We start from the raw sequence: 23,252 nt of genomic DNA on the forward strand, positions 1-23,252 counted from the left end.
GGGTGAAAAAACATGGCGGAAGAACGAACCGCTATTATTGTTAAGGAAATTAGGTACTGGAAAGAACATCGACTGCTTCCTGAAAGATATTGTGATTATCTATTGGCCCTATATACGAATGGGCAGGAACTATCAGATAAAGCTGATGATGATGTACGGAGTACGTGGACTCCTATCATCATCCATTTTATTTTATTGCACTCCATGATACCGTTTTCATTTCTTGTAGTTTATTTTACTGAATTTCTTCCAATTTTGCAACTTAGTATATTAACTCTTTTTTGTATATACTCTATTTTGCTTTATGTATACTTTCACGGCAATGGTAATAAATATGTTCAATTTCCTTTATTTGTGTCATTATTACTAGTGCTCTTACTAACTTTGTCAATCAGCAATTTTTTAGCATCAAATAGCTTTATTAACTTAGTCATCATTCTGGTAAATTTTATACTATGGTTATTCCTAAGTATTGTAAAGAATATCAAAATATTACAGATGGTCAGTATTTTATCGATTGTATTCGCAATCGGTTATATTATTTTTAAAACTTTCACAGCTTAATCCTTTAAAAATCATCAAAATTCGAGTAAACTATATATAGTCTTTTATAGATTTATTATGGGGATACATAAGGAGGAAACAAAATGAGAAAAAATGCAGTAGTACCATACGCAATTATTGCGATTCTAGGGGTACTAACAGTAGTAATTATTTCCGTTGTCGGATTGAATCAGCGAGCAGATATTCAACAAGCTGAAGAAGGCGGCGGTGAACAAACAGAAGAAACACAAGAAGGTGAAACAGCTGGTGGAGATGCAGATGCAGTATATCAGGCTAACTGTTCTGCTTGTCATGGAGCAGATCTATCCGGTGGAGCCGGTCCTGACTTAACTGCAGTTGGTTCCAAATATTCAGCAGATGAAATTGCAGAAATTATTCAAAACGGTGTTGGAGCAATGCCAGCACAATCACAGGTTGCTGGAGAAGAACTCTCAGCTCTTTCAGATTGGCTTAGTGAAAAACAATAATCTTAATAAGTAATAGGTGAAGTAAAGATTAAGCTTTCTGCGAAAACAGAAAGCTTTTCTTTATTAGCAGCTAGCAAACCAGTATGCTCTACAAAGACGCCGTCTATTATGAATGGGATTATAAAAAATTAACTGCATAAGTGCATCTAAGGCTATCGTCCAATGACTTGGCGAATGCCAAGTTTTCTAAAAGGAGAACATTATGAATAACAATATAAAACTTTCAAACCGATTATTAACAGCGGTCTCGTACCTACCGAATGGAGCTAATTTTGCAGATATTGGTTCGGATCATGCCTATTTACCATGTTATGTTTGTCTCTCTGACCCAACAGCAAAAGCGATTGCTGGTGAAGTTAACAAAGGTCCATATGAAAGTGCGAAAGCTACGATTCATAAATATCATTTAGATGAGCGAGTAGAAGTCAGACTCGGTGATGGATTGGAAGTTTTACAGGACAATGAGGTAAACCAAATTGTTATAGCAGGTATGGGAGGCTCTTTAATTAAAACTATTTTGGAAAATGGGAAATCTAAATTATCAAGGGTAGAGCGAATTATTGCACAACCGAATGTAGATGCTAGAAATGTTAGAAGATGGTTTTATGAGAATGATTATATATTGACGCATGAGGCTATATTGGATGAAAACGACCATATATATGAAGTTCTTGTTGCAAATAAAGTGTCTGATAGCAACCCATATTCCAAAGAATTTATGGAAAAGGAATTATTGTTCGGTCCGTTCTTATTGAAAAAAAAATCAACTGTATTTAAGGAGAAATGGACGCTCGAACATCAGAAGTTGGACAGAGTCATAGCGCAAATGAGAAATGCCAGTAAACCAGATTATGCTAAAATTGAACTTTTTGAAAAAGAATTAGCTTGGATGGAGGAGGTAGTAAAGGATGAAAAGCAGCATCCTGAATAACTCAGATATTTTTCGTATAATGGAGAATTGGGCTCCTAAACATTTGGCATATGAGTGGGATAACGTAGGCCTACAAATCGGTTCTTATAATAAACCAGTTAGAAAGATAATGGTTACTCTTGATGTCACAGAATCGGTAGTAGATGAAGCGATTGAAAAGGATGTGCATCTTATAATCGCACATCATCCTTTATTGTTTAAATCGTTGAAACAGGTTAATATAGATACTGCCCAGGGGAAAATTATTCAAAAACTGCTAATTAATGGAATTACAGTTTATGCAGCACATACCAACCTGGATGCTGCAGATGGTGGTGTGAATGATATGCTCTGTGATCTATTAGGGCTAGATTCAAGAGAAATTCTATTGGAGTCAACGCAAGAGAAGTTATTTAAAATTGTGGTGTATGTCCCTGAGTCTCATGTAGATGAAGTAAGTGTATCCCTGAGTGAAAGTGGTGCTGGACATATCGGAAATTACAGTCACTGTACATTTCAGTCTAAAGGCCAAGGAACTTTCAAACCGCTTCAAGGAACAAATCCCTTTATTGGAACCGAAAATGAAATCGAAATAGTGAATGAAGTTAAACTGGAAACAATCGTTCAACAGTCCAATCTTCAGAACGTTATTAATCATTTAATTGATGCCCATCCTTATGAAGAAGTCGCCTACGATATCTATCCACTTGAAAATGAAGGAAAACAATATGGAATTGGTCGAATTGGAACACTGAATAAACCAATGGAACTTAAGTCATTGTGTGAACATGTGAAAGATGTTTTGGACGTCCCAGCACTTCGCGTGACTGGTAATCTCAATAAGAAAGTAAAGAGAATCGCAGTACTGGGTGGAAGTGGGGAAAAATATATCCATACTGCCAATCGTAAAGGTGCAGATGTCTATATTACAGGGGATATGTCATTCCATATTGCTCAGGAAGCAGAACAGTTAGGACTTTCCGTTATCGATCCTGGGCATTATATTGAGAAAGTGATGAAGAAGGCTACTAAAAAATATTTAGATCAGAAGCTAAAACAGAATAAAGTTGAAATATTAATATCCAATTCGAATACAGAACCATTTACATTTATGTAATCGAAAAACAAAAGGAGTATTCCCTATATGAAAAATAATTTTGATCACTTCGCTTTTCATCCCATACTGCAAGACATCATTGGCAGTCTGGGGTTTAAACAACCAACAGAAATACAAGAAAAAGTTATCCCTGCTATATTAAAAGGTCAGAGTGTGATTGGCCAATCCCGTACAGGTTCAGGTAAAACACATGCCTATCTATTACCGTTGTTTAACCAAATAGACACCAAAAAACAGGAAGTACAATTTGTAATCACTGCCCCAACAAGAGAATTGGCAACACAGATACATGATGAAGTTAGGAAAATGATTCACTATGCAGAAAAAGATGGTACATGGATAGCCAAACTTCTCGTTGGTGGTACAGATAAACAGAAAATGGCAGACAAATTAAAAACACCTCCACATATCATTGTTGGTACGCCAGGAAGAATTCTTGATTTAGTTAAAGACAATGCTTTATCTATTTATTCCGCTTCTTCTTTTGTAATTGATGAAGCGGACCTGATGCTGGATCTTGGCTTTATTAATGACGTAGATCAACTGCTAGTGAGATCTAAAAAAGATATACAATTAATGGTATTTTCAGCTACCATTCCGCAACGACTGCAGCATTTCTTTAAGAAATACTTGGAAAATCCTTTGTATGTACAAATTGATGAGCATTTTTCTCCTGAAACGATGGAGCATCGATTAATTGCACGTAAACATCGAACTGAAGCAGATATTATCATGGATATCTCAAAGGTAATTCAACCATACTTAGCTATTATCTTTACAAATGGAAAAAAACAAGCAAATGAACTGGCAGCGTCTCTCCAGGATCGCGGATTGGATGCGGGTTTAATTCATGGTGGCCTTACCCCTAGAGAGCGTAAACGTGTCCTTAAAGAGATTCAAAGTCTTCGCTATCAATATGTAGTAGCTACTGATCTGGCAGCAAGGGGAATCGATATTAAAGGTGTCAGCCATGTAATCAATGCCCAAATTCCAAAAGAAGAAGAATTTTATATTCATCGTGTAGGCAGAACTGCCAGAGCTGGTATGGAAGGAACCGCCATCAGCCTATATGAAGAATCAGATCTTAATTTGGTTAATAAGCTTGAACAAAAAGGTTTAACTTTTTCCTATGTTGAAGTAAAAAATGGGGAATGGAAAGAGGCCAAACCATGGAATGAACGTCAATTGCGTACCAAGACGACCACAAATGTAGAAAAAGAAGCATGGAATAAGGTGCATAAAACAAATAAAGTTAAACCAGGGTACAAGAAAAAAATGAAAAGACAGCAGGAATCCATTAAAAGGCAATTGAATAAGAAATCTAAATATAAAAAATAGAGATGAAATGATTAAGTAGTACAGGGAGAGGTGTAGTAATTGTTAAAATTAGGATCTCATGTATCAATGAGTGGAAAGAAAATGTTACTTGGTTCTAGTGAGGAGGCCACTTCTTACGGGGCCAATACATTTATGATTTATACAGGGGCACCACAAAATACGAGAAGAAAACCAATAGAAGAATTGAATATAATGAAAGGTCATGAACATATGGGATTAAATGGTCTTTCGGATATTATTGTTCATGCACCTTACATTATTAATATTGGTAATTCAGTTAAACCAGAAACATTCGAATTGGGTGTGAACTTTTTAAGGAATGAAATCGATCGTACAGAAGCACTAGGAGCAAAACAAATTGTCCTTCATCCCGGAGCCCATGTTGGAGAAGGTGCCGAAACAGGAATCAAAAAAATTATTGAAGGATTGAATGAAGTACTTGAAAAAGACAGTAACGTGCAAATCGCTCTTGAAACAATGGCTGGTAAAGGTTCAGAAGTAGGTCGCACGTTTGAAGAATTAGCAAGAATCTTTGATGGTGTGACACATAATGAGAATTTATCAGTTTGTATGGATACATGCCATATTCATGATGCAGGATATGACATTATCCATGATTTTGATGGTGTCTTAAATGAATTCGATAAAATTATCGGCGTGGATCGAATAAAAGTAATTCATGTGAATGACAGTAAAAATGAACGTGCTGCACATAAAGACCGCCATGAGAATATTGGCTTTGGTTATATTGGATTTAAAGCACTCCATTATGTCGTTCATCATCCTCAACTCCAGGACTTACCTAAAATACTGGAAACGCCATATGTAGGAACCGATAAGAAGAATAAAAAAGCACCATATAAATTGGAAATCGACATGCTTAAAGACGGGAATTTTGTTGAGGACCTTAAAGAAAAAATTATGGGAGCATAAATAAAAGAGGAATAACAACTAATTGTTATTCCTCTTTTTAGTCAAACAAATGCTGTAATCCATAAGAACGAATGATTTCATCGAATAACTTTTGTGCTTGTTTCGCAGTTTCTTTATCGGTAATCACAGCTAGTTGTTGAAACATTACATCACGAGATGCTTCATCGAATGGATCTGGGGAATTTTTTCTTAAGTACTCCGTTATTAGACGTGCTTGTTTCTCAGATATTTTAAATCCATATTGCTTGCTGTAGTGCAATAATTCCTCCGTACGAATGTTCTTCAACTTATTTTTCACCATTTCTTTAATAAACATTGACATATCCGATTCTCCTTTTTTATATACGTAGTATTCTATGCTGAGCTTTTAAAAAACGTAACCACATTCGCACATTCCAAAATATAACATCAGTATTAGACGAATCTTTCCATAAACTATAGATGCACCTCATCAATGCATAAGGAGGTAATAATTATGGACGAATTCCAAAGTGGACGGAACAAAGATGTACAGGTCCCTCCAAAACATGGAGAAAATCACGGAGAAACCGTTAAAAATCAAGATTTTGTAGGTATAGAGCCCGATAGTTCAAGAAATGAGGAATATGCAGCAGAGATAACTGCAGACGATTATGAACAGAAGCGAGAGGAAGGTATCGGAACGGATGATGGTGTAATGATGTATGGATGGATTGCCATCGCGCTTTCAGCTATTTCTTTCTTTATGTGGCCTATTGTTCTCGGCGCTGCAGGAATCATTGTCGGATTTGTATCGAGAAGTAAAGGTGCAGATACGTTAGGAAACATAGCAATCGCTGCTGGTGCAATTTCCATTTTAATTACAATGTTTATATTACCATTTGTTTAAGTTTCACAAGAGAGGCTGATTGATACAGCCTCTCTTTTTATGCGTATTTCTAAACTGTTATGGATCGTACACTGGAAAATAATAAACGGTATAAGGCTGCAGTTTGTATGGATCAGTGGTCGGGTTTAGTTCTTCAAAATGCTGCAATATTTGTTGAAGATCCATTTGTGCCAAACTTTCCTGATTGATTGTCTCAGTAATAGACAGAACAGTATCTCCAGGGAAAACTTTAACATGTGCAATAGAATACGCATGATTGAAAATGATATTTTCTTTATTATTAATAAACGTTGTGGGAGGAGGCTTGGTATTTATATCTTGAAAAATACTGATTAAAAGCAATATAATGAATATATATAAAGAAAACCTTTTAAAAGTATACATATGTTTCTCCTTTTTGGATGAAACCATTTACATGTTCATACGTATTACACATGAAGGGAGGAAAATAAATGGATATTTTTTTTGAATTACAATGGATCGGTTTCATCATTACATTTTTTGGTACGTTATTTTTAATTGGTGAAGTGCTTGTTAACATGCGAGGTTTCTTTGGATTACTGGGTATAGGATTTATAACGGTATATTTTGCAGCCTATGTGCAGAGTGGATCTTTCATTCTTATGCTTATTATATATTTTGTAGGATTATTACTTATTATCATTGATGGTAAAGTTGTTAATGATGGCACACTTGCCACCCTGGGTCTAGCTAGTATGCTAACTGCAGTGGCTCTGGCTGCCCCTGACTTCACTTCCGGACTCTATGCAGTATTGGGGGTTCTTCTTGGTAGTGGCGCGTCCTTTTTCTTTTTAAAAGTTTTTAAGAAGCGAGAGATGTGGACGAAGCTTGCGCTTAAGGATCAATTAACCAAAGAGGCAGGATATAACTCCATGAATATGGATTACGAGTTGTTATTAGGTCAGGAAGGCGTTACCTTGAATGATCTTCGGCCAGTTGGAACAATAAAAATTAACAATAAAGATTACAGTGCCGTATCGGATGGGCAGTGGGTAGAAAAAGGGAGTAAAGTAAAGGTAGTTCAAGTTGATGGTACGAAAGTATTGGTTGAAAAAATTTCATAAAACGTTCACAAAAAGACAATTCACTTCATAATGAATTGTCTTTTTTATTTGCTTGTTATCGATATACTGAATGAAATATTGCTTATATGGGTAGTTAATAAATATAGGTAAAAAAAGAATTGTAAATTTAATGTAAACTTTTGTGAAAATCCTTTACAAGTGATTCATAAATCATTAATAATGGACAAGGTGTGAAACGACATATTTCAACATTACTGAAGGGCGGATTTAAATGGATGTACAAGCATTGATTTTTGAATTCATTGGCGGTTTAGGTATTTTCCTCATCGGTATTAAATACATGGGGGACGGTTTACAAAAAATAGCAGGTGACCGTTTAAGAGAGGTTTTAGATAAATTTACAAGTAACCCTTTTATGGGTGTATTGGCTGGTATTGTTGTAACGATACTTCTTCAGACCAGTACAGGTACAACGGTATTAACAATCGGGTTGGTTAATGCAGGATTTATGACATTTAGACAAGCAATCGGTGTCATTATGGGTGCTAACATAGGTACGACTGTTACAGCATTTATTATTGGTATTGATATCGGTGCCTACGCGTTACCTATAGTTGCACTAGGAAGCTTCCTGATCTTTTTCTTTAAAAATCCAAAAGTTGGTAATGTGGGACAAACTGTATTCGGTTTTGGGGCATTGTTCTTCGGTCTCGAATTAATGAGCAGTGGAATGTCACCATTACGTAGTTTAGAAGCATTTCATGATTTAACCGTAAGTATGAGTTCAAATCCAATATTAGGTGTGGTTGTTGGTACGATCTTCACTTTAATCGTTCAAAGTTCAAGTGCAACCATCGGTGTTCTACAATCCCTTTATGGACAAGGGGCAATTGAGCTAAATGCTGCACTTCCGGTATTGTTTGGTGACAATATTGGTACAACTATTACGGCAGTTCTTGCATCACTTGGTGCATCCGTAGCGGCTAAAAGGGCGGCTGCAACCCATGTTGTTTTCAACGTGGTAGGTACGACGTTCGTGCTCTTGTTGTTAGGCGTATTTACACAGCTGGTCGTTTTCTGGCAAACTCAATTTAATTTGAATGAAGAAATGACAATTGCTTTTGCACACGGTAGCTTCAATATTCTTAACACAATCATCCAATTTCCGTTTATAGGAGCATTGGCTTGGTTAGTTACTAAACTGATTCCAGGAGAAGATACACTTATAGAATATAAACCAAAACATTTGGATCCTATATTCATTCAACAATCGTCCACATTGGCGCTGGATCAAGCGAAGGCAGAAGTAATCCGTATGGGTGAATATGCACACAAAGGTTTAGAAGAGTCTCATCTCTATGTAACAACACAAAGTCCAAAACATTCTGAAATGGCAATTCAAATTGAAGGTGCAATCAATAATCTTGATCGTAAAATTACAGAGTATCTAGTGGATATATCGGCAGGTTCACTCACAGAAGTTGAAAGTGCGAAACACACATCATTAATGGATACAGTAAGAGATATTGAACGTATTGGAGATCATTTTGAAAACGTGATTGAATTAATTGATTACAAAATCTCAAACAAAGTAGTATTAACTGAGGGAGCGATGGAAGACCTCAACAATATGTTTGATTTGACCATTATAACGGTCAAACAAGCAGTAAGTGCCCTGGAAAATATGGACCGAGAAGCAGCACTTGAAGTGGTTCAGAAAGAGGATCAAATTGATAAAATGGAACGCAAATTCCGTAAAAAACATATTATTCGTATGAATGAGGGCCTATGTAGTGGTTCTGCTGGTATTGTATTCGTTGATATTATCAGTAATCTCGAACGTGTTGGAGACCATGCTGTTAATATTGCAGAAGGAGTATTGGATGAATAAATAGAATCTAAAAGAGAGAGGGGGGTATCACCAACCTCTCCTTTTTTTACTAGGTAAGAAAGTATAAACTTTTTCTCAGCAAATAATTCTCCCATATAAACGGCCGCGTCCAGCTCCAACGCCCAGGGACTAGCGAGACTTCCTTCACCTCCGTACCATAAGTCAACATCGACTCCCTCCGGTCGCCGTTTTTCCTTTATCTTCTACGCCTCAGTCCAGTCCGTAGTCCCTAAACGGGCGCTTGCGCTTTTGTTCCTAAACAGATAAAAATCAACAAAATTAGACATTTTTCATTCTCTACCTTGAAATTACATAAATAACATGCTATTATAAATATCGCAGTCTTGAAATAGGTACTACATAAAAAGTTTTGCGAAGACGCAAAAAAATGGTTGACAGAATTACGTAGACATGATAAATTAAATATCGTTGTTATTAATGGTTAACAAAAAATTACTATTATTCCACAGTAGCTCAGTGGTAGAGCTATCGGCTGTTAACCGATCGGTCGTAGGTTCGAATCCTACCTGTGGAGCCAATTGGCGGTGTAGCTCAGCTGGCGAGAGCGTACGGTTCATACCCGTGAGGTCGGGGGTTCGATCCCCTCCGCCGCTACCAATTTAAATAACAATATGGCGATCGTGGTGAAGTGGTTAACACACCGGATTGTGGTTCCGGCATGCGTGGGTTCGATCCCCACCGGTCGCCCCATTTATTAAAAATTAAAGAGGACCCTTAGCTCAGTTGGTTAGAGCTATCGGCTCATAACCGATCGGTCGTAGGTTCGAGTCCTACAGGGTCCACCATATAAAAACTCGGGAGGTATACCCAAGTCCGGCTGAAGGGATCGGTCTTGAAAACCGACAGGCGGGTCAAACCGCGCGGGGGTTCGAATCCCTCTACCTCCTCCATTTTTATTTACAAGTAACACAATACGGCTTGGTAGCTCAGTCGGTAGAGCAAAACCGTAAGCTTCTTGAATAACATCATTGTAGGTTTTGCGAGGAGTGCAACATCACCGTAAATCTTGCAACACGACGAGCAGAATGCTTCCAGAATTTGCTTCGAAATCTTATCAAGAACAGAAAATATATTCAGATTATTATTTTATACGGCTTGGTAGCTCAGTCGGTAGAGCAGAGGACTGAAAATCCTTGTGTCGGCGGTTCGATTCCGTCCCGAGCCACTTTTTAAAACAGGCAGCCAGCTTGTTTTTTCTTTTTGGTAAAAATAGTATTTTTTTATATAATTATGTCTTCTGAAACTTTAAATAATACAAAGCATAAGATTTGCAAGTATACGAAAGCTCTGATAACCTTCTATATAAAGGGATTATAATTCCTTTATATCATTTTTATTTGAGGAGGAAGTTTAATTATGGCAAAATTTGAATTACCAGAATTACCGTATGCATATGATGCATTAGAACCAGCAATCGACAAAGAAACGATGAACATCCACCATACGAAGCATCACAACACGTATGTTACCAAATTAAATGATGCATTAGAAGGTCAGTCAGATCTTCAAAATAAATCCGTAGAAGAGCTAATCAGTAACTTGGATGCTGTACCTGAAAGTGCACGTACAGCAGTTCGCAACAATGGTGGTGGACATGCAAACCATAGTCTTTTCTGGAAACTATTATCACCAAATGGTGGCGGTGAACCTTCTGGTGAATTAGCTGACAAAATTACGGAAAAATTTGGTAGTTTTGACAAATTCAAAGAAGAATTTGGAACAGCAGCTACTGGACGTTTTGGCTCAGGTTGGGCATGGTTAGTAGTTAATAATGGAGAGCTAGAAGTAACAAGCACCCCGAACCAGGATTCACCACTAACGGATGGCAAAACTCCTTTATTGGGTCTTGATGTATGGGAGCATGCGTATTACCTTAAATATCAAAATAAGCGTCCTGATTATATTTCAGCATTCTGGAATGTTGTTAACTGGGATGAAGTTACTAAAAACTACAACGAAGCAAAATAAAAGGGTCATTAAACACGCGGATAATTTTCCGCGTGTTTTTTTGTATATAAGTTACTCCTTCGCTTACACTATTAGAGATGCAAAGGAGTCTTCTTATGATAAAAAATGGAATGAATTTTTTTCGGGAAAAAATGGATCGTAATAGAGATTTATTCATCTTGTTGCTGATAGGAGGTTTATATTCTGCAGGGATTTTCCTATCAAATACATTTGTTAATATTTATCTTTGGAAGCAGTCAGGGGATTTTCTTACAATCGCATTTTATAATCTGGCAATCGCTTTATTTCAGACGCTTACCTTTGTTTTAGCGGGGCGATTGGCTAAAAAATGGGATCGTATTATTGTTTTACGATTAGGCGTATTTTTTCTGTCCCTATTTTTTTTAAGTGTACTTATAATTGGAGAAAATGCAGCAACTTATAACTTTATGCTTGGGAGTCTGCTTGGGATAGGGTATGGGTTTTATTGGCTAGCATTTAATGTGTTAACATTTGAAATTACAGAGCCGGATACAAGAGACTTTTTTAATGGTTTCCTGGGTATATTACAATCTTTAGGCGGTATGACAGGACCTCTATTTGCTGGGTTAATTATTGCTCGGATGACAGATAATGTCGGTTATACTGTTATATTCGCAATATCATTCTTTTTATTTGCATGTGCAGTTGGTACCAGTTTCTTATTAAAACGCCGTGGTGCTGAAGGAGTTTTTCACTTCAAAAGAATTATGGATGAACGAAATCGTAATAAAAACTGGAAGAGAATACTTCATGCACATTTTTTTCAGGGGTTACGAGAAGGTATATTTGCATTCGTTATTTCCATCTGGGTTTTCCTAGTAACTAAGAGTGAACTAGCACTTGGTACGTTTAATATGTTTCTCTCTGGATTATCTGTAATTTTTTATATGGTTGCAACGAAGTTCATAAAACCGGCAATGCGTAAAAAAGCAATCCTTTTTGGTGCGTTGCTTCTATACTTTTCTATTTTTATTATACTGTTTGAAATAAATTATTTTTTATTGATGGTTTATGCAGTAGTTATTGGTATCGCATATCCTGTGATAAACGTCCCATATGTTTCGCTAACCTTTGATGTAATCGGGAAGGCCTGGAAAGCAGGCGAAATGCGTGTAGAATATATTGTTGTCAGAGAGTTATTTTTAAATTGTGGACGAATTATCTCCATTTTAATATTTCTTGTAGGTGTTTATTTCTATGAAGCAGAAGATATCATACCAATTTTACTAGCAGTTTTAGGAGCTGGTCATATTGTAATTTACTTTTTTGTGCGAAATATCTTTTTAGGAAGTTCGAAAAAGAAAGAAGTTATGCTAAAGGATCAATTATCTGACGAAAAAAACCGATGAATATGGTAAAATCATTATTGTAGTTTATACAATAGAAATTTACTTATCGCATTGGGGGAGAACAAATGAAAAATAAGAAAAAAAAGAAAGCACAACTTCCCTTTCGGATCAATATATTGTTCTTTGTTGTATTTTTATTGTTTTCCGTTTTAATTCTTCAACTTGGAGTCGTTCAGATTCTTAATGGAGAGGATTTCCAAGATGAGATTGAACGAACTAATCTGGATACAACCAAAATCCCGGTACCACGGGGCAAAATATATGATCGATATGGGAATGTCATTGTCGATAATAATGCAGTATATTCGATTACCTATACCCCACCAAAAGGAGTACAGGCGGAAGACAGACTAGAAGTCGCTGAAAAACTGGCGGAATATATTGCCATGGACGATGAGGATACGCTAGAACGAATTACGGAAAGAAACAAGAAAGAATACTGGTATTTACTAAACAAGGAGGAAGCTGATGGCAGACTTTCAGAGGTAGAAACAGAAGGAATGAACAATGCAGAAGTTTATAATAAAACACTTGATTTAATTACGGAGGAAGAGATCAGTGATTTCAGTAAACAGGAGCTAGAAGTAATTGCCATAAAGAAAGAACTGGATAAAGCATATTCTCTAACACCTCAAGTTGTAAAAAATGAAAATGTGACAACCGAAGAATATGCGGTGGTCGCAGAACATTTAGATGAAATGCCTGGTATAAATGCAACAACTGACTGGAATAGGGAATATCCCTTTGGAACAACGCTAACCAGTTTACTCGGCAATATTTCCTCACAAGACCAGGGGCTTCCTGCTGAAAAGGAAGAATCTTACCTAAGTAAAGGTTACAGCAGAAATGATCGAGTTGGAACTAGTGGTCTAGAACTACAATATGAAGATCTTCTCCGAGGAAGGAAAGAGCAAATACAATACACAACAACGAAAAGCGGGACTGTAATCGATTCAGAAACAATTGTGGAAGGGGAACGAGGGAAAGACCTTGTTCTGACTATTGATATGGAGTTTCAGGAAGAAGTTGATAAGATTGTTGAGGAAGAGCTGAAAGCGGCCAAGAGTCAATATCCTTATGAAAATCAATATTTGACTGATGCCTTGGCTGTAGTCATGAATCCGAATACAGGAGAACTTTTAGCAGTTTCCGGAAGTCATTATAATAAAGATACAAATAAATACGAGGATGGGGGCTTTCGGGCACTTTCTGATGCACACACTCCTGGATCTGTCGTAAAGGGCGCAACCGTTCTTGCAGGACTTGACTCTGGTGTTATTTCACCTGGGGAAGTAATCTATGATAGACCAATTAAAATTTATGAAACACCACTAATGCGGTCTTATTCCACTAATATAGGCTCAGTAAACGATATTACAGCATTGCAAAAATCATCCAATGTTTATATGTACTATATTTCTTTACGTATGATGGGTGAAAACCGTTATCCATTTCCTACGAATGAAAGTGTTAACCGAACAAATCCAAACGCTTTTCAAACTTTAAGAAACTATTTTAATCAATTTGGATTAGGAGTTTCTACCGGGATTGACTATCCGCATGAATCAACGGGATATCAAGGGAATGGTAATAGTCCAGGGAATATGATGAACCATGGTATTGGCCAGTATGATCAATATACAGTTGTGCAGCTTGCACAGTATGTTTCAACTATCGCGAATGATGGCTATCGGGTAAGACCTCACTTTCTAAAGGAAGTTCGAGAACCACTTGCATCACAAGATGAACTAGGCCCCGTTTACAAATCAGTAAATGCGGATGTCATGAATAAAGTTACGATGGATGATAGCTATATTGATCGAGTTCAAGAAGGTTTCCGCCAAGTTTTCCAACAAGGTGGAACGGCTTATAGGCATTATAATGATGCAAATTATACCGTTGCAGGAAAAACGGGAACAGCCGAAGTTACAATATTTGATGATGGGGAAGAACTGGCAGATACTTTAAGCCATAATTTAGTTGGTTATGCGCCATACGAAGATCCTGAAATCGCTTTTGCCATTATTGTGCCGACTACCGGAGAAAACATAAATAATATTTCAAACCATAAGATAGGAAGAAAAATCTTAGATACGTACTTTGAAATGAAAAAAGAAAGAGCGCAAGCAAGTCCTGATGAAGAAAATGAAGCAGATGAACAAGAAGATACAGATACAGAAGACGAGGAAGAATAAGTTTTATCTAAAAGACTACCATCCCAAAACAAAAGGATTGGTAGTTTTTTGATTTGATAAGTATAAATTACATTAAATTTACTATTTCTTAATATAAGTTAGCTATAATAATAGGTAAACATAAAATAAAGTAAGTTGGGGGTATATAAATGACAACACGTAATCAGTTTCAAAATGAACTCGATGTATTAAATGAAGATATTATTGAATTGGCCAATGCCACTGGTCGGGCTTTGGATGAGTCGATTGATTCCCTATTCAATCAAGATGTGGAGCTTGCTAAACACGTCATAGAGAATGATAAAAAAATAGACCGAAAAGAACTGGAAATCAATGATAAAACTATTTTGCTAATTGCTAAACAGCAACCAGTTGCAACCGATTTGAGAAGGGTAATTACGGCATTAAAGATTCTTACTGATATTGAGCGGATGGGTGATAACGCTAAAAATATAGCTAATTCCACGATTCATTTAGGAAAGAATTCCTCTACCATCCCATCTGATCTTAGGCAAATGCATCAAATGACAAAGGATATGCTATTTTCTGCAACACAGGCATTTAAATATGAAGATATTTCAGTTGCTAGAAAATTAGCTGCTATGGATGATGAAGTAGATAAATTATATAAAACCATTGTTAGTGAATTACTTGGAGAAACAGCGACCCATCCGGATAAAATCCAGTATGTGATGCAAATTGCGTTTTGCGCAAGGTATCTTGAACGATTTGCAGACCATATAACGAATATAGGAGAGAGTATTCTGTACCTAGTGAAGGGTGAAAATTTTAATTTAAACTAATTAGTAAGGCAGCAAGGGAAAGTCCCTTGCTGCCTTTTTTTAATTGGATATTTTTTCAGCGATTTGATAAAAGCTCATATCGCTGGATAGATCATAGGAGCCAATTTGTACTTTAAGACTATAATCATGTTCATCTAAATAACTGTTAAATTCCGAAGCATTTTCGATAATTTGATACTCTGCGAGAAGAGAGCTGATATCCGAAGATGCCATTCCAGGACTAATTGTTAGTGTATAACGGACAGAACTTTCTTCTGTTTCATCTTCATGTGTAGAAGTAGGTTCCTCAGATTCTTCCTGCTTAGCTTCCGCTTCTTCACTAGCATTACTTTGCTCTTTTGAATCAGTTTTTGGATTTTCTTCGGATGTATCTTCAGAAACCAATTTTTCCTCCGATAATGTTTCTTCTATTTCCGGTTCATTACTAACGCTTAATGAAATATATTCATCTTTTGTAAGGACGGTATATCCTTTGTCTTCTATCACTGGAATCATTTCTTCCGGTTCCAAATCTTCAGCCGACTGAACTGGATCACCAATAAAATAAAATGCAATCAGAAGGATAACGCCACTTGTAAGCAACCCTACCGAAAAAGAACGTACAGTATGTTTCATAAATATCTCCTTCTATGTGTTTAATTGGATAGCTGTCTTTTTTCCTTCTTTGAAAGGATGTCCTGTGTAAGAACTTCAGGCATAAGTTCTTCTTCTAGAATTTTAATTTTTTTCTTCATCTGATATGTATCCTGCATCGTTGTAATCGAAAATTGTTCGAGCTGATTTTCCAACTCTTCAAATCTGTCATTCATAAAATAGGACAACACAAAAAGTACAACTCCGACAATAATTATGGAAATTATTGCATATAACATGTATATTCCCTCCCTTGATGTACACTATTAGTTATATCATAGAATGGGAAGTGAGAAAACATTAAATTTTTCCCAATAATTCTTGAAAAGTTTCAGGAACTCTGCTATTATAATTAAAGTCTGCACGAATTAAAAAGATGATGATAAAGCAAGTTGTTAAAGTTTGGAGGGAAAAACATGCGCGTAAACGTTACTTTAGCTTGTACTGAAACAGGGGATCGTAATTATATCACTACTAAAAATAAACGTACGAATCCTGAACGTATTGAGCTTAAAAAATATTCACCACGTCTAAAAAAACACACTTTGCACCGTGAAACAAAATAAATGAATTTTTACTCAAAAACTCTTATCATATAGATAAGAGTTTTTTATTTAGGAGTGGAACTATGAATAAAAAAACAAGTTTGCGAACGGAGTCTATTAAAGGATTAAAAAATTTGTTTGAACATGAAAAGCGGCAAACGGAAGAAAAATTAAAGGAACAACTTTTATTATCTTCCATTTGGAAGGAGTCTACAACAATAGGCATTACAATGGCACAAGGATTTGAATGGTCAACAAAACCAATTATAGAAGCGGCTTGGAAACAGAATAAAACCACTTGTATTCCAAAGTGTTATCCGGAACAAAAAGAGCTTATCTTTTATGAACTGAAATCCTTTGAACAACTCGAAATCGTATACTATAATCTTCTGGAACCGAAGCCGGATATTAGTAAGAAAGTTAAGAAAAATTCTATGGATCTCCTGCTTGTACCAGGTCTCCTCTTCGACAGGGATGGTTATCGGATTGGTTTTGGGGGAGGTTATTATGATCGATTTTTAAAGGACTTTACCAATATAAGTGCCTCTCTGTGCAGCTCAGATCAACTGGTTGATCACGTCCCAGCTGAAAACTTTGATATTCCAGTAAACTACATCATAACCGAGAAAGAAATTATGTCTATCTCATACGATGTATAAAATTACACATAAGGAAAATAACTAATAACACCATAATAGTGAAAAGGGTGTTAATGATGAAAGCAGTTTTAACAATTGTAGTCATGTTTTCAACGGTAACTTTGATATATAAGTGGCGCTACAAGGTAATGAATACATTATTGGCAGTTGGTATTATTAGAAAAATAATGGTGTCAGTTTCAATGAACTTACCTTATGTACGTAATCATATTTTGCCGGAATTATTTAATACGAAATCGCATACCTATTAAAGAAGTACGAACGAGAAAACATGAAGCTGCTTATAGTGGCTTCTTTTTGTTTGTATAACGTTTACATATCACAGAATGGAGATAAAATTGCGAAGGTTAAAAAAGCAACAATTCTTCGATGGAACAGGTAAATGCAGTCTCAGACTTTTAGAAAACAGCCTTGAAAAATATATTACTAGTTGATTCCACTGATATTACCGGTGTGCTTTTGTTCTATCCAATTGAAATTAGTTCTGCTATGATAAATGGGGGGAAGGTGAATTTATGTTTTTGGATGAACAATATAAGTTGTATTATACAGCTTATAGTCTCGTATCAGAAAATAATTATGATATTCTGCATATAGATGAGAAAGTCGATGAAATATGGCTGGAAAAGTATGAAAATAAAAAATCAAGGGTCATTCGATTAGTCCATAAGGGGTTTGACTGGAAAAACCATTTAAAAAAAGATATTGCTCAAGTATTTCAAAAATCGAAGCCAATGAAGAAGTTAACACGTAGTAAACAAATTGAGTTGTTTAATGTTTATGTTTCTTCACATGCCCCCGTAGACGATTGGGAAATATTAAAAAAACCGATGCAGCTTAAGGAGAAAAACCCACTAAAGATGAAGGTTTTTTATTTGGATGATGAAGATTCATATAATGAACTTCAGAGACTGGAAAGAGACCTGAAACTTTCACTTCTAATAAAGCCGGAAGAGTACAGTGAGGAAGTAAAAGAAAAAAGTGTAATGAAATATAAAGGATATCTCTCTGACTTCCTGCAACGTAAAAGAAAAGAAGAACAAAATTTGTTCTCCTATGGCAAACCTTATTTTACATACATATTGATCGCTATTAATGTCCTTATGTTTATCTTACTTGAGATGAATGGAGGGAGCTCCTCGATTGATACATTGATCGAAATGGGAGCTAAATATAATCCTGACATCATCGATGGGGAATGGTGGCGGGTTGTTAGTTCGATGTTTCTTCATATTGGTTTCCTGCATCTCTTCATGAATATGCTGGCTATCTATTATTTAGGTACAGTAGTAGAAAGGATCTATGGTCAACTAAGATTTTTAATCATTTACTTTTTAGCAGGAATTGGAGGGGGTCTTTCAAGTTTTGCATTTACTACCAGTGTCTCTGCCGGAGCATCTGGTGCTGTATTTGGCTTATTTGGGGCTTTGCTTTTCTTCGGACTAATCTATAAACGTATCTTCCTGCAAACAATGGGAAACAGTATATTAATTATTATTATGATTAATATTGTTTTAGGATTTTTAGTTCCTCAGATTGATATGGGTGCACATCTCGGAGGACTGCTGACCGGATTCATTGCCTCTGCTGTTGTTCATCTTCCGAAAAAAGGAAATGTTAAATTACAATTCTCTGCTGTCTTCATTTATATTTTACTCGTTGGAAGCATCGCTGTATTCGGGATAGGTAATAATTTAAACAGTCAAACCTACCAACTAATGCAGATGGAGCAGTTACGTATGGAAGATAAATTTGAAGAAGTGGTTAGCCTTGCAACGGATGCTTTGCAATTAGATGGAGAAGTGGAAGGAGCAATTTTGTTTCAGCGTTCCTATGCCTATATCGAACTAAATGAGATGAATCTTGCTATTTTGGACCTTGAACGAAGTATCGCTTCAGACTCAACAGTACCTGAAGCATATTACAACCTCGCTCTTTTGTATTATAATGATGGACAATTAGAAGATGCCAATGAAATGATAACCACAGCTTATGAATTAAAACCAGAAAATGAAGATTTTATAAGTTTGTATGAAGAGATTACAGGAGAAAAGCCAAAATAAAAAAGCGCATTTTATTTTGGCTTCATTTAATTCATTTGTTATTTGGGTAGTCTTTGTATTAATTGCTCTTTCTTTCCATTCAATTCAAATAATACAATTAGATGTGTGCTTTGTTTATCGATTAAGATAAGAGGCATAAAGCTGTTTAATTTATCATTTGGTGGATCTAAGGCAGGAATGATGTAATTCTTATATAAGCCTTCCCACAGCCTTCCAATAGCATTATTTGTTTCTTCTTGGGACATAGTTGGAAGTGGATTATTATTATATCTATACAAATCAATCAGTGGAAAAGTCGTATAGGTTTCTACATCTATATTAAAGTGGTTAAGTAATTCATGCCAATGAAAAAGCAATTGTTGTTTGGTAGCTCGATCGAGTAATTCTTTCCATTCCATTTCATATCGATTTTCTGGCGTCTTAAAAGATGCTATAGGAGTTGTTGGAGAGTCAATAACATATAGCTCATCATAGGACATCTGTTGAATACTTCGGATATCTTCCTCGGAATAATGATTTTCACCATGGTGAAATGAAATGCTTTGAAGATGTCTGGAGTCCTCACTTTTTAGTCTTTCGTTTATTTTTATCCGATTCGTATTTTGAACCCATTTACTTCTGACTCCACGTAATCTCCCATTATCAAATAGAAGAGAAACATCCTGCCTTAGGTACAATGTTTTATCGCTCGCAGATTCTACCTTCCAGTCAATTTTATAGGTGTTGATTCCTTCCTCTGATAATAATTTCAATGTTGTTAGTGTATGTTCCATCATACTATCTGTATCTAACGGGAAGAAACTTACCGTTGGTTCAGAATGTCCACTGCGTAAAATTGTTAACACTAGTAAAAGACTGAATATAATGATTAACGGTAACCGCCATTTTTTCATACGTGTCACCCCCATATCCTTTAGGTTTTCGGTTTCCTTTATCCCCGCAGGAACACTCCGTGCATCGCTAATCGACCAACTTCCGCTTTTGATTATAACTTGTCTATAATAGGTATGTGTTTTGCCTTAAAATTATGTTTACATACAGAGGTATAGAAAAGCATCTCGGTAACAAACTATCTGTATCCTTAAAAAATGTCGGGTGAGATGAGATGAAAGAAAACGAGCAAAAAATGTACGATAGCTATCAGGAAAATGTAGACTATATTACGGATCGATTGGCTGTCGATAAGAGTTTCGACATTATCAAACTGGATTTGGAATACGCTGAAAGAAAAATGGCAATGTTTATGATCGATGGGTTTGCAAAAGATGATATCATTCATTTACTGATGAAGTTTCTTTCTAAACTTGAACCTGATGATTTAAAACCTGACCCATTAGCTAAATTGTTGAAAACATATATTCCATATATGGAAATAGACCAGCAGGATAATTTGAATCAAGCTACTGACGCTGTTCTTGCAGGTACAACTGCATTAGTAGTAGAGGGTGTCAACAAAATTATCATGATTGATGCCCGTACTTATCCGGTTAGATCTTCTGAAGAACCAGATTTGGAACGGGTAGTCAGAGGTTCAAGGGACGGATATGTGGAAACAATCGTTTTCAATACCGCATTAACACGCAGAAGAGTACGTGATCGTTCCTTGCGAATGGAGTATTTGCAGATCGGAAGAAGATCAAAAACAGATATCTGTGTTTGTTATCTTGAAGATATAGCGGATGGAGAAAAGGTAGATGAACTTAAAAAAATATTAGAAGGTATTGATACGGACGGACTACCAATGGCTGAGAAAACGATTGAGGAATTTCTGAGCAGCAGGCACTGGAATCCTTATCCTTCCATTCGATATACCGAAAGACCGGATACTGCTGCGGCACATTTATATGAAGGGCATATTCTGGTTATTATTGATGGATCACCAAGTGTTATGATTACTCCTGCCACGTTTTGGCACCATATGCAACATGCTGAAGAATATAGGCAAAAACCCATGATTGGTGCATATTTACGAATGGTCCGTTTTATTGCGGTACTATTTTCAATCATCGTTCTGCCCTTGTATTATCTTTTTTCTTCCAATCCGGATTTGTTGCCCAGTGGACTAGAATTTATTGGTCCAAATGATGCCGGTGTCATTCCATTACTTGTTCAATTTCTAATTGCTGAACTCGGTTTAGATATGCTTCGGATGGCAGCCATCCATACCCCGACCTCACTAGCCACGGCACTCGGTCTAGTAGCAGCCATTATGATTGGTCAAATATCTGTTGAAGTAGGGTGGTTTACGAATGAAGTCATCCTCTATATAGCTACTGCGGCTATCGGTTCCTATGCGACACCAAGCTATGAAATGAGTATGGCCAACAGACTGACCCGTATTTTTCTGCTGCTGACTACCGCCGCATTTGGTGTTGCAGGATATGCTTTGGGGATAACCATCTGGATTATTTATATTACGAAAATGAAAGCATTTCATATCCCATATTTTTGGCCATTTATGCCCTTTTCATATAAGGCATTTCGTGACATACTCATACGTACTCCAATCCCATTAAAGAATCGAAGACCGACATTCCTAAATCCACAAGACCCGGATCGATAATCATATCCGGGTCTTTTATTATTAATACCTTAAATCGAAAATCTTTGATATAATGAAGAGTGGTGATTATAATGAATTCAATTTATGATATACAACAATTGCTTAAAAGATATGGTACATTTATTTACACTGGTGACAGATTAGGTGATCTAAACCTTATGGAAATGGAAATCGACGAACTCTATCAAATGAAATTTATAAAAATTCAAGAATATCAAGTGGCTAAACTTTTACTTGTAAGAGAGAAAAATAGAATTGCTAGACAAAAGGGAGCGAATAATGCATGAAAGAATTTCTTATTGGAATCGATATTGGTGGAACATCTGTAAAAATAGGAATTATTGAAAATAATGGTGCAATCCTTAATAAATGGGAAATCCCAACAGACATTTCGAATGGCGGAATGGCTATTGTTAATGATATTTGGGTATCAGTTCGTGAAAAAGTAGATTCACTAAACCTGAATAATACTTCAATTATTGGCATAGGAGTAGGAGCACCGGGTTTTATTGATACAGAAACAGGATTTGTATATGAAGCTGTAAATATCGGATGGAAAAATTTTGATTTGGCAAATCAATTGAAAGAACAGTCCGGCCTACCGGTATTTGTGGAAAATGACGCTAATATTGCCGTTCTCGGTGAAAATTGGACTGGAGCAGGTAACCAAGCTAAAAATTTGATCGCAATCACACTCGGTACTGGTGTCGGCGGTGGTATTATTGCCAACGGTTCTATACTCAGTGGAGAAAATGGCATGGCGGGAGAGCTGGGTCATATAAATGTGGAAGAGAATGGTTATGCATGTAATTGCGGAAATCGTGGTTGTCTGGAGACGGTTACATCTGCAACAGGAATCGTAAGACAGGCGATGGAAAAAATAGAAGCGTTTCCTGATAGCCTACTTGGAGAAACATACAAAAAAAATAAACGAATCACTTCAAAAGACGTTTTTGAATTAGCAAAAAATGGCGATTCCATCTCAAACAGTATAATTAAAAATACTGCAGATATACTCGGCCGGGTGATTGCAAATATGGGTGTTATTATTAATCCATCCAAGGTTTTAATTGGTGGCGGAGTATCAACTGCCGGCGATCAGCTAATAAACGAGATTAGGATTGCATTTGAAAAGCATGCATTACCTAGGGTAATTGAAGCTTGTGAAATAAAAGCAGCACATCTTGGTAATGATGCTGGTATTATAGGTGGCGCATTTTTGGTTTTGGATAAAATGCATAGAAGTGTTTAGGCGTTGTTTTTCCTCCTCTTACTACTAAAATGGTAATCTAACGAAA

25 protein-coding genes and 6 tRNA genes are annotated in these 23,252 nt (G+C 36.3%); 26 read left to right on the forward strand and 5 right to left on the reverse strand.

Annotated features, from left to right (window positions below; translation table 11 throughout):
- Positions 1-12 precede the first annotated feature (12 nt).
- From ACFOUV_RS02930 to ACFOUV_RS02955, 6 genes are all read left to right on the forward strand, one after another.
- Positions 13-564: a hypothetical protein gene (locus tag ACFOUV_RS02930; protein WP_379495267.1), complete on the forward strand. Its 552-nt coding sequence runs from the start codon at positions 13-15 to the stop codon at positions 562-564.
- Positions 565-647: 83 nt separating this feature from the next.
- Positions 648-1,031, forward strand: a complete 384-nt coding sequence (gene cccA / locus ACFOUV_RS02935) for a cytochrome c550 (RefSeq protein WP_379495268.1) — start codon at positions 648-650, stop codon at positions 1,029-1,031.
- A gap of 202 nt (positions 1,032-1,233) precedes the next feature.
- Positions 1,234-1,962 (forward strand): tRNA (adenine(22)-N(1))-methyltransferase, encoded by a 729-nt coding sequence (locus tag ACFOUV_RS02940; RefSeq protein WP_379495269.1) that lies wholly within the window; start codon positions 1,234-1,236, stop codon positions 1,960-1,962.
- Positions 1,940-3,058: a Nif3-like dinuclear metal center hexameric protein gene (locus ACFOUV_RS02945; RefSeq protein ID WP_379495270.1), complete on the forward strand. Its 1,119-nt coding sequence runs from the start codon at positions 1,940-1,942 to the stop codon at positions 3,056-3,058. The genes ACFOUV_RS02940 and ACFOUV_RS02945 overlap by 23 nt, the downstream gene beginning before the upstream one ends.
- A 27-nt stretch (positions 3,059-3,085) precedes the next feature.
- On the forward strand, positions 3,086-4,396 hold the full coding sequence (locus ACFOUV_RS02950) for a DEAD/DEAH box helicase (RefSeq protein ID WP_379495271.1): 1,311 nt from the start codon (positions 3,086-3,088) through the stop codon (positions 4,394-4,396).
- A 39-nt stretch (positions 4,397-4,435) separates the two neighbouring features.
- Complete coding sequence (locus ACFOUV_RS02955) at positions 4,436-5,329, forward strand: deoxyribonuclease IV (protein ID WP_379495272.1); 894 nt, start codon at positions 4,436-4,438, stop codon at positions 5,327-5,329.
- Between the two features lie 37 nt (positions 5,330-5,366).
- Here ACFOUV_RS02955 and ACFOUV_RS02960 read toward each other — a convergent pair whose 3' ends face one another.
- A complete protein-coding gene (locus ACFOUV_RS02960) occupies positions 5,367-5,651 on the reverse strand; it encodes a DUF2624 domain-containing protein (protein ID WP_379495273.1) in 285 nt (94 codons plus the stop codon).
- Positions 5,652-5,804: 153 nt separating this feature from the next.
- Between ACFOUV_RS02960 and ACFOUV_RS02965 the strand changes: the two genes are divergently transcribed.
- Positions 5,805-6,197, forward strand: a complete 393-nt coding sequence (locus ACFOUV_RS02965) for a hypothetical protein (RefSeq protein WP_379495274.1) — start codon at positions 5,805-5,807, stop codon at positions 6,195-6,197.
- Between the two features lie 57 nt (positions 6,198-6,254).
- Here the strand turns inward: ACFOUV_RS02965 and ACFOUV_RS02970 are convergent, their stop codons facing one another.
- Positions 6,255-6,581: a hypothetical protein gene (locus ACFOUV_RS02970; RefSeq protein WP_379495275.1), complete on the reverse strand. Its 327-nt coding sequence runs from the start codon at positions 6,579-6,581 to the stop codon at positions 6,255-6,257.
- A gap of 68 nt (positions 6,582-6,649) precedes the next feature.
- Between ACFOUV_RS02970 and ACFOUV_RS02975 the strand changes: the two genes are divergently transcribed.
- The 12 genes from ACFOUV_RS02975 to phoU all read left to right on the forward strand — a co-directional run bounded on the left by ACFOUV_RS02975 (position 6,650) and on the right by phoU (position 15,491).
- Complete coding sequence (locus tag ACFOUV_RS02975) at positions 6,650-7,282, forward strand: NfeD family protein (RefSeq protein WP_379495276.1); 633 nt, start codon at positions 6,650-6,652, stop codon at positions 7,280-7,282.
- Between the two features lie 232 nt (positions 7,283-7,514).
- On the forward strand, positions 7,515-9,134 hold the full coding sequence (locus tag ACFOUV_RS02980; protein WP_379495277.1) for a Na/Pi cotransporter family protein: 1,620 nt from the start codon (positions 7,515-7,517) through the stop codon (positions 9,132-9,134).
- 463 nt (positions 9,135-9,597) lie between these two features.
- A tRNA-Asn gene (locus ACFOUV_RS02985) sits at positions 9,598-9,672 on the forward strand.
- A gap of 3 nt (positions 9,673-9,675) precedes the next feature.
- Positions 9,676-9,752 (forward strand) — tRNA-Met (locus ACFOUV_RS02990).
- Positions 9,753-9,769: 17 nt separating this feature from the next.
- Positions 9,770-9,845 (forward strand) — tRNA-His (locus ACFOUV_RS02995).
- An 18-nt stretch (positions 9,846-9,863) separates the two neighbouring features.
- Positions 9,864-9,940: transfer RNA gene (locus ACFOUV_RS03000), tRNA-Ile, on the forward strand.
- A gap of 12 nt (positions 9,941-9,952) precedes the next feature.
- Positions 9,953-10,045, forward strand: a tRNA-Ser gene (locus ACFOUV_RS03005).
- A gap of 202 nt (positions 10,046-10,247) precedes the next feature.
- Positions 10,248-10,320 (forward strand) — tRNA-Phe (locus ACFOUV_RS03010).
- Positions 10,321-10,511: 191 nt separating this feature from the next.
- A complete protein-coding gene (gene sodA, locus ACFOUV_RS03015; protein ID WP_379495278.1) occupies positions 10,512-11,123 on the forward strand; it encodes a superoxide dismutase SodA in 612 nt (203 codons plus the stop codon).
- 95 nt (positions 11,124-11,218) lie between these two features.
- The gene (locus ACFOUV_RS03020) at positions 11,219-12,493 is read left to right on the forward strand and encodes an MFS transporter (RefSeq protein ID WP_379495279.1); all 1,275 of its coding nucleotides are present in this window, start codon (positions 11,219-11,221) and stop codon (positions 12,491-12,493) included.
- A gap of 65 nt (positions 12,494-12,558) precedes the next feature.
- Entirely contained in the window at positions 12,559-14,688 is a 2,130-nt protein-coding gene (locus ACFOUV_RS03025) for a peptidoglycan D,D-transpeptidase FtsI family protein (RefSeq protein WP_379495280.1), read from the forward strand.
- A gap of 149 nt (positions 14,689-14,837) precedes the next feature.
- Positions 14,838-15,491: a phosphate signaling complex protein PhoU gene (phoU, locus tag ACFOUV_RS03030; protein WP_379495281.1), complete on the forward strand. Its 654-nt coding sequence runs from the start codon at positions 14,838-14,840 to the stop codon at positions 15,489-15,491.
- 39 nt (positions 15,492-15,530) lie between these two features.
- Here phoU and ACFOUV_RS03035 read toward each other — a convergent pair whose 3' ends face one another.
- Together ACFOUV_RS03035 and ACFOUV_RS03040 are read right to left on the reverse strand one after the other, a co-directional pair.
- Complete coding sequence (locus ACFOUV_RS03035) at positions 15,531-16,106, reverse strand: hypothetical protein (RefSeq protein WP_379495282.1); 576 nt, start codon at positions 16,104-16,106, stop codon at positions 15,531-15,533.
- A gap of 20 nt (positions 16,107-16,126) precedes the next feature.
- Positions 16,127-16,363 carry a hypothetical protein gene (locus tag ACFOUV_RS03040; RefSeq protein ID WP_379495283.1) on the reverse strand — a complete coding sequence of 79 codons (237 nt, stop codon included), beginning with the start codon at positions 16,361-16,363 and terminating at the stop codon, positions 16,127-16,129.
- A 177-nt stretch (positions 16,364-16,540) separates the two neighbouring features.
- On the opposite strand from ACFOUV_RS03040, the gene rpmG reads away from it, so the two are divergent.
- The 4 genes from rpmG to ACFOUV_RS03060 all read left to right on the forward strand — a co-directional run bounded on the left by rpmG (position 16,541) and on the right by ACFOUV_RS03060 (position 19,391).
- Entirely contained in the window at positions 16,541-16,690 is a 150-nt protein-coding gene (rpmG, locus tag ACFOUV_RS03045; RefSeq protein ID WP_067730425.1) for a 50S ribosomal protein L33, read from the forward strand.
- Between the two features lie 62 nt (positions 16,691-16,752).
- Complete coding sequence (locus tag ACFOUV_RS03050) at positions 16,753-17,328, forward strand: 5-formyltetrahydrofolate cyclo-ligase (protein WP_379495284.1); 576 nt, start codon at positions 16,753-16,755, stop codon at positions 17,326-17,328.
- A gap of 53 nt (positions 17,329-17,381) precedes the next feature.
- Positions 17,382-17,579, forward strand: a complete 198-nt coding sequence (locus ACFOUV_RS03055; protein WP_379495285.1) for a hypothetical protein — start codon at positions 17,382-17,384, stop codon at positions 17,577-17,579.
- Between the two features lie 264 nt (positions 17,580-17,843).
- On the forward strand, positions 17,844-19,391 hold the full coding sequence (locus ACFOUV_RS03060; RefSeq protein ID WP_379495286.1) for a rhomboid family intramembrane serine protease: 1,548 nt from the start codon (positions 17,844-17,846) through the stop codon (positions 19,389-19,391).
- Between the two features lie 38 nt (positions 19,392-19,429).
- Here the strand turns inward: ACFOUV_RS03060 and ACFOUV_RS03065 are convergent, their stop codons facing one another.
- The gene (locus ACFOUV_RS03065; protein ID WP_379495287.1) at positions 19,430-20,284 is read right to left on the reverse strand and encodes a hypothetical protein; all 855 of its coding nucleotides are present in this window, start codon (positions 20,282-20,284) and stop codon (positions 19,430-19,432) included.
- Between the two features lie 212 nt (positions 20,285-20,496).
- On the opposite strand from ACFOUV_RS03065, the gene ACFOUV_RS03070 reads away from it, so the two are divergent.
- The 3 genes from ACFOUV_RS03070 (at position 20,497) to ACFOUV_RS03080 (ending at position 23,206) form a co-directional block, all read left to right on the forward strand.
- Entirely contained in the window at positions 20,497-21,954 is a 1,458-nt protein-coding gene (locus tag ACFOUV_RS03070; RefSeq protein WP_379495288.1) for a spore germination protein, read from the forward strand.
- A gap of 71 nt (positions 21,955-22,025) precedes the next feature.
- Complete coding sequence (locus tag ACFOUV_RS03075) at positions 22,026-22,241, forward strand: YqgQ family protein (RefSeq protein WP_379495289.1); 216 nt, start codon at positions 22,026-22,028, stop codon at positions 22,239-22,241.
- Complete coding sequence (locus tag ACFOUV_RS03080) at positions 22,238-23,206, forward strand: ROK family glucokinase (protein ID WP_379495290.1); 969 nt, start codon at positions 22,238-22,240, stop codon at positions 23,204-23,206. Before ACFOUV_RS03075 ends, ACFOUV_RS03080 begins: the two co-directional genes overlap by 4 nt.
- The last annotated feature ends 46 nt before the right edge of the window (positions 23,207-23,252 follow it).

The sequence above is a fragment of the Oceanobacillus longus genome, assembly GCF_042650085.1.
Taxonomy (GTDB): Bacteria; Bacillota; Bacilli; order Bacillales; family Amphibacillaceae; genus Oceanobacillus; species Oceanobacillus longus.

Coding starts and splice junctions, on each gene's coding strand:
- ACFOUV_RS03070 (WP_379495288.1), top strand. CDS start 20,497: ATGAAAGAAAACGAGCAAAAAATGTACGATAGCTATCAGGAAAATGTA.
- cccA (WP_379495268.1), top strand. CDS start 648: ATGAGAAAAAATGCAGTAGTACCATACGCAATTATTGCGATTCTAGGG.
- ACFOUV_RS02965 (WP_379495274.1), top strand. CDS start 5,805: ATGGACGAATTCCAAAGTGGACGGAACAAAGATGTACAGGTCCCTCCA.
- sodA (WP_379495278.1), top strand. CDS start 10,512: ATGGCAAAATTTGAATTACCAGAATTACCGTATGCATATGATGCATTA.
- ACFOUV_RS02960 (WP_379495273.1), bottom strand. CDS start 5,651: ATGTCAATGTTTATTAAAGAAATGGTGAAAAATAAGTTGAAGAACATT.
- ACFOUV_RS02975 (WP_379495276.1), top strand. CDS start 6,650: ATGGATATTTTTTTTGAATTACAATGGATCGGTTTCATCATTACATTT.
- phoU (WP_379495281.1), top strand. CDS start 14,838: ATGACAACACGTAATCAGTTTCAAAATGAACTCGATGTATTAAATGAA.
- ACFOUV_RS03065 (WP_379495287.1), bottom strand. CDS start 20,284: ATGAAAAAATGGCGGTTACCGTTAATCATTATATTCAGTCTTTTACTA.
- ACFOUV_RS02980 (WP_379495277.1), top strand. CDS start 7,515: ATGGATGTACAAGCATTGATTTTTGAATTCATTGGCGGTTTAGGTATT.
- ACFOUV_RS02970 (WP_379495275.1), bottom strand. CDS start 6,581: ATGTATACTTTTAAAAGGTTTTCTTTATATATATTCATTATATTGCTT.
- ACFOUV_RS02930 (WP_379495267.1), top strand. CDS start 13: ATGGCGGAAGAACGAACCGCTATTATTGTTAAGGAAATTAGGTACTGG.
- ACFOUV_RS03050 (WP_379495284.1), top strand. CDS start 16,753: ATGAATAAAAAAACAAGTTTGCGAACGGAGTCTATTAAAGGATTAAAA.
- ACFOUV_RS02940 (WP_379495269.1), top strand. CDS start 1,234: ATGAATAACAATATAAAACTTTCAAACCGATTATTAACAGCGGTCTCG.
- ACFOUV_RS03075 (WP_379495289.1), top strand. CDS start 22,026: ATGAATTCAATTTATGATATACAACAATTGCTTAAAAGATATGGTACA.
- ACFOUV_RS03080 (WP_379495290.1), top strand. CDS start 22,238: ATGAAAGAATTTCTTATTGGAATCGATATTGGTGGAACATCTGTAAAA.
- ACFOUV_RS03020 (WP_379495279.1), top strand. CDS start 11,219: ATGATAAAAAATGGAATGAATTTTTTTCGGGAAAAAATGGATCGTAAT.
- ACFOUV_RS03025 (WP_379495280.1), top strand. CDS start 12,559: ATGAAAAATAAGAAAAAAAAGAAAGCACAACTTCCCTTTCGGATCAAT.
- ACFOUV_RS03040 (WP_379495283.1), bottom strand. CDS start 16,363: ATGTTATATGCAATAATTTCCATAATTATTGTCGGAGTTGTACTTTTT.
- rpmG (WP_067730425.1), top strand. CDS start 16,541: ATGCGCGTAAACGTTACTTTAGCTTGTACTGAAACAGGGGATCGTAAT.
- ACFOUV_RS02945 (WP_379495270.1), top strand. CDS start 1,940: ATGAAAAGCAGCATCCTGAATAACTCAGATATTTTTCGTATAATGGAG.
- ACFOUV_RS03060 (WP_379495286.1), top strand. CDS start 17,844: ATGTTTTTGGATGAACAATATAAGTTGTATTATACAGCTTATAGTCTC.
- ACFOUV_RS03055 (WP_379495285.1), top strand. CDS start 17,382: ATGATGAAAGCAGTTTTAACAATTGTAGTCATGTTTTCAACGGTAACT.
- ACFOUV_RS02950 (WP_379495271.1), top strand. CDS start 3,086: ATGAAAAATAATTTTGATCACTTCGCTTTTCATCCCATACTGCAAGAC.
- ACFOUV_RS03035 (WP_379495282.1), bottom strand. CDS start 16,106: ATGAAACATACTGTACGTTCTTTTTCGGTAGGGTTGCTTACAAGTGGC.